Below are 4,904 nucleotides of genomic sequence, written 5' to 3' on the forward strand. Positions count from 1 at the left end.
TTGGGTTTGGGCTTTTGAATTTTTGAAAACGCCAAAACAGAAAACCTTTTTTAATACTGGCCAGCGCCTTCTCCCTCAGAGGGAACGGAGTTGTTGTCCTGCTTTTCCCTTTCCGGCTTTTGGGAGCGGTTGTTCCCAAACCGGTAGCTGAACCCCAGGTACACAAGCTGGCTCTGCGGTTTATAGCTGCTGGTTTCCTCAAACGTCTTGACTTCCCCCCTATTCCCGAAGCTGTAGGAGTCAAACCGCATGGTGTCAATGATGTCCTGCACCCGCAGGATAATGTTGCCTTTGCCCTTGAAAACTTCTTTGCGGGCACTCAGGCTGGTGGTGAACATGCCAGAACGCTCCCCCTGCACCATCACCGTAGGCGACCGGTAATACAGAGACAGCTGTACCTCTGTCTTGTACGGCAGCGTGACGTTAGAATTGAGCCTCCCGGTCCAGCTCACCCGGCTGGCGTTGGCCACTCCCCGGCTGCTACTGTTGATGGAGTAGTTAAAACCAGAGGCGTTGGCGTTGAGCCGCAGCCAGGAGGTAGGGTCGGCGCTGGCAGTCAGCTCCACCCCATAAGACTGGCCGTCTGCAAAGTTCTGGTAGGTGGCAAAAGAAACAGACTGGTACACAGGGTCATCACGGGTTTCCCGCAGCTGCTGCACCACATCTGTCATCTTGCGGTAGAAAACTGTTCCGGTCACGGTGGCGTGATCCCAGAACCGCAGGTAGTTCACCTCATAGGAGTCAATAAACTCCGGGTTCAGGTTCGGGTTGCCCTGCCGCTGGTTGTAAGGGTCAGAGATGTCCAGGAACGGGTTCAGCTGGCGGGTGCCGGGGCGGTCAATGCGGCGGCTGTAGCTTGTCTGCACCTTCTGCTCCTCTGAGAACTCATAGGTCAGGAACAGACTGGGGAACAGGTTGAGGTAATCCTGTTTGTTGCGTTTACGCTGCGTTACCTGGTTGGTGATGATGTTGGTCTGCTCCAGCCGTGCCCCCAGCTGGTAGCTGAACTTCTTGAAAACATTGCCATAGTTCCCGTACAGGGCATGCACCCACTCATCATAGATAAAGTGGTTGGTTCGGCCCAGGCTGTTTTCAAAAAAACCGGTTCTGGCATTGAGGTCAAACGCCCGCACATCTGAGTCTTCGCGCTCAAAGGTGGTGCGGTAGCCGGTTTCCCACTTGCCTTTCTCCCCAATGGGGTTCACATAATCTGCCTGAAGAGAGAACTCCCGCTCCTGCTCCAGCGCATGGTTCTGCTGTACCGTGGCCGGGGTTAACTGGCTGGGGGAGCCATCTGCCTTGTAAAACCGCCAGCCGAATTCTTCATACCCCGGCTCGCGCTCCACGTTGAAGACGGCATCTGCGGTCAGTTCGCGCCCCGCCTCCTGAAACGTTTTGCGGTAACTGAGCGCGTACTCCCAAAGCCGGCGGTCTTCGTTGCCAGCAGAGTTTCTGAGAGAAGTGCTGTCCAGGGACTGCGCCGGGTTCAGATAGCGGTAGAAGCTGGTGCTTTCATTGTCACGGTAGCCGAAGCGGTACAGCACAGACCCTGTCAGGCTCTGGGATTCTGTAAGCTGGTAATCAGCCCCAAACCTGAGGTTATGGTTCCCGAAGGTATAGGTATTGCGGGACTCCTGCGCCTGAAACGGCGGGTTATCTGTATAGTTGGTCCTGAACTGGCGGCCGGTGCCCTTTCTGATGTCATGCCGGAAATCATAGTTAGAGAACAGGTTCAGCTTGCCAAACCGGTAGTTGAGGTTGAGGGAGGTGTTGTAGCGCCCACCCAAACCGGCGTTGGCAGAGGCCATGCCGTTGAGCCCGCGCTGTTTCTCTTTTTTGAGGATAATGTTCAGTACCCCGCCCGTACCGCTGGGGTCATATTTACTAGACGGGTTGGTGATCACCTCTACCCGCTCAATGGTACTGGCCGGGATCTGGTCCAGTCCCAGGCCACTGAGCGCAGAGGGTTTGCCGTCAATCAGGATGGTGATGTTGGAGGTGCCGCGCATACTTACTGTCCCTTCCTGGTCTACCGTGACTGAGGGCACATTCTGCATCACGTCTACCGCCGTGCCGCCTACCGTAGAAAGGTCCTGCCCCACATTGTACACCCGCCGGTCCAGGGCATACTCCACCTGCTCCCGCTGCCCCACTATCTCTACGGCCTGCAGTTGGGTGCTGGCAGCGCGCAGCTGAATCACCCCCAGATTTGCCTTCGGCTTTGCCGAAGTAAGCACAATGTTGGGGACTACCCGGGTGGCATACCCTACAAACGATATCTTCAGGGCATATTTTCCTTCCGCCACCGGCGAAAGGGTGAAGCCCCCGTCTCCCCCTACCAGCGTACTGGCTACAATTGCTGAATCTGGACCAGACAGCAAGGCAGCCGTGGCGTAGCCAATGGGCTGCTTAGAGGCGGCGTCTTGTAATGTACCGGTAATGCTGCCCTGCGCCCGGGCAGATTGGCTGCTAATTTTGAACAGGGAAAGGAGTATGAATAGGAATAAGAACTGTTTCATGCGGGGGAATAAAATGGGAAGCGTATTCAATCTTACTTAGATAAGAACGGGTAAAAGCGGGGTTGTGACATGTGAGCCTCCAGGTTTCTAGCCCCTAAAACCCCTAAACCTCTCCTACTCATACGCTAACGGTAATCATAACAGGTGAAACTGGTTTCTGTTTTGGAGCTGTTTTTCTAAAAACAGGCAAAAAACAGAAAGGCCCGGACAATGGCCGGGCCTTTCATATTCTATGTAAGAACTTACAGGTGGATTACCTCGCCGTAGGCGGCGGCGGCGGCTTCCATCACCGCTTCTGACATGGTGGGGTGCGGGTGCACGGCTTTGATGATCTCATGGCCGGTGGTCTCCAATTTGCGGGCCACCACTACCTCGGCAATCATCTCGGTTACGTTGGCGCCAATCATGTGTGCGCCCAGGAACTCACCGTACTTGGCATCAAAGATGACTTTCACAAAGCCGTCTTTCACGCCGCCGGCGCTGGCCTTGCCAGAGGCTGAGAACGGGAATTTGCCCACTTTGATCTCGCGGCCCATCTCTTTGCACTCTTTCTCTGTGTAGCCCACAGAGGCAATCTCAGGAGAGCAGTAGGTACAGCCCGGTATGTTTTTGTAATCAAGGGGCTCTGGGTGATGCCCGGCAATGGCTTCTACGCAGATGATTCCCTCAGCAGAGGCCACGTGCGCCAGGGCCGGACCTTTCACAATGTCGCCAATGGCGTACACACCCTCTACGTTGGTCTTGTAGAAATCATCAGTGATGACACGGCCACGCTCTACGGCTACGCCCAGTTCCTCCAAGCCCAGGTTCTCCAGGTTGGTCTGGATGCCCACCGCCGACAGCACCACGTCTGCCTCTACGGTTTCTTCGCCTTTGGCGGTTTTGATTTTCACCACGCACCCCGCGCCAGACGTGTCTACTGACAAGACCTCTGAGTTGGTCATGATGTTGATGCCAGCTTTCTTGAACGATTTCTCCAGTTGTTTAGACACCTCCTCATCTTCTACGGGCACAATGTTGGGCAGGTACTCCACAATGGTCACCTCAGTGCCCATGGCGTTGTAGAAGTAGGCAAACTCCACCCCAATGGCTCCGGAACCCACCACTACCATTTTCTTGGGCTGTTGCTCCAGCACCATGGCCTGGCGGTAGCCAATGATTTTCTGTCCGTCAATGGGCAGGTTGGGCAGCTCACGGGAACGCGCGCCGGTGGCCAGAATGATATGTTTGGCTTCGTAGATTTCGGCTTTGCCGTCTTCTGCTGTCACTTCTAACGTGCCTTGGCCTTTTAATTTGCCGTACCCGGCGATATGGTCAATCTTATTTTTGCGGAACAGGAACTGGATGCCTTTGCTCATGCCCTGGGCCACCCCGCGGCTGCGGTTCACCACGGCCCCGAAGTCAGCAGAGGCTTCGCCCACGTTGATGCCGTAGTCTGACGCGTGCTTGATGTACTCAAACACCTGCGCACTTTTCAGCAACGCTTTGGTGGGAATACACCCCCAGTTGAGGCAGATACCGCCCAGTTCGGCTTTCTCTACCACGCCTACTTTCATACCCAATTGCGATGCGCGGATGGCGGCTACGTACCCGCCTGGGCCGCTGCCCACCACTATCAAATCGTATTTTGATGCCATGTGTCTGGATGTAAGGTTTTACTTCAGGCAAAGCTACATCATAAACCCGCTTTTGCCAAGTTTCTACCCAAGAAGCCGTTTTTGGCCTGCTTTGGAAAAAACAGGCCGAAAACGGTACCGGACACTTTATAATGAGTGGCCTATCTCCTATATTCGGTAGTGCTATTACGTTTATCCGCCGGAAACGGGATGTAAACCGTATGTTCAGGTACGGGTATAGGGGTGATAAATGTAATTGTGACGGTTATACGGTAGTTGGCGGTCATTGTAAACATGAGTTCTCGCGGCGGCAAGCAAAAAAATCAGCAAACCCGACGTAAAGAATCAGCTAGAGTTGCAGAAATAAATCAGCAGAAGAATTAAGTTAACTTTGAAAAGCTGGTGAACGCCGCCCGACTTTAACGTGGGAAAGTGGCAGGATTTGCAGAAGAAGAATTGACGCAAAATGCTTGCTGAGAATTTATCTTCAATGCGTTAATACCGACTTCAAAAATGTGTTTTCGGCCTCGTTTCTAGAAATGAAACCAAAAACGGACGGACGGAAAAAGAATTGATTGCGCACGGCAACCTGTTTTCGGGCTGTTTTTTGAAAATCAGGCCAAAAACAGAATTAAAAAATATCAGCAACTATAAAGAAACAACGTCCGCCAACATGAACTCTGTTAAAAGTCAATAAAATCAGGCGGAGAATCTTTTAAAATCCGGCTGATAAGGTACACCTGAATGCACAATGGCAAAAGCCTGCTTG

The 4,904-nt window shown here is 53.3% G+C and carries 2 protein-coding genes; both read right to left on the bottom strand.

Features of this window, described 5'->3' with window-relative positions; translation table 11 throughout:
* Positions 1–50: 50 nt before the first annotated feature.
* A complete protein-coding gene (locus A8O25_RS21985; RefSeq protein WP_066839756.1) occupies positions 51–2,519 on the bottom strand; it encodes a TonB-dependent receptor in 2,469 nt (822 codons plus the stop codon).
* Positions 2,520–2,761: 242 nt separating this feature from the next.
* The gene (lpdA, locus tag A8O25_RS21990; protein WP_066839762.1) at positions 2,762–4,156 is read right to left on the bottom strand and encodes a dihydrolipoyl dehydrogenase; all 1,395 of its coding nucleotides are present in this window, start codon (positions 4,154–4,156) and stop codon (positions 2,762–2,764) included.
* Positions 4,157–4,904 lie beyond the last annotated feature (748 nt).

Source organism: Rufibacter ruber (genome assembly GCF_001647275.1).
GTDB classification, from domain to species: Bacteria; Bacteroidota; Bacteroidia; order Cytophagales; family Hymenobacteraceae; genus Nibribacter; species Nibribacter ruber_C.

What these genes read in the sequence shown, in the direction of transcription:
- A8O25_RS21985 (WP_066839756.1), bottom strand. Translation starts at nt 2,519, where the DNA reads ATGAAACAGTTCTTATTCCTATTCATACTCCTTTCCCTGTTCAAAATT.
- lpdA (WP_066839762.1), bottom strand. Translation starts at nt 4,156, where the DNA reads ATGGCATCAAAATACGATTTGATAGTGGTGGGCAGCGGCCCAGGCGGG.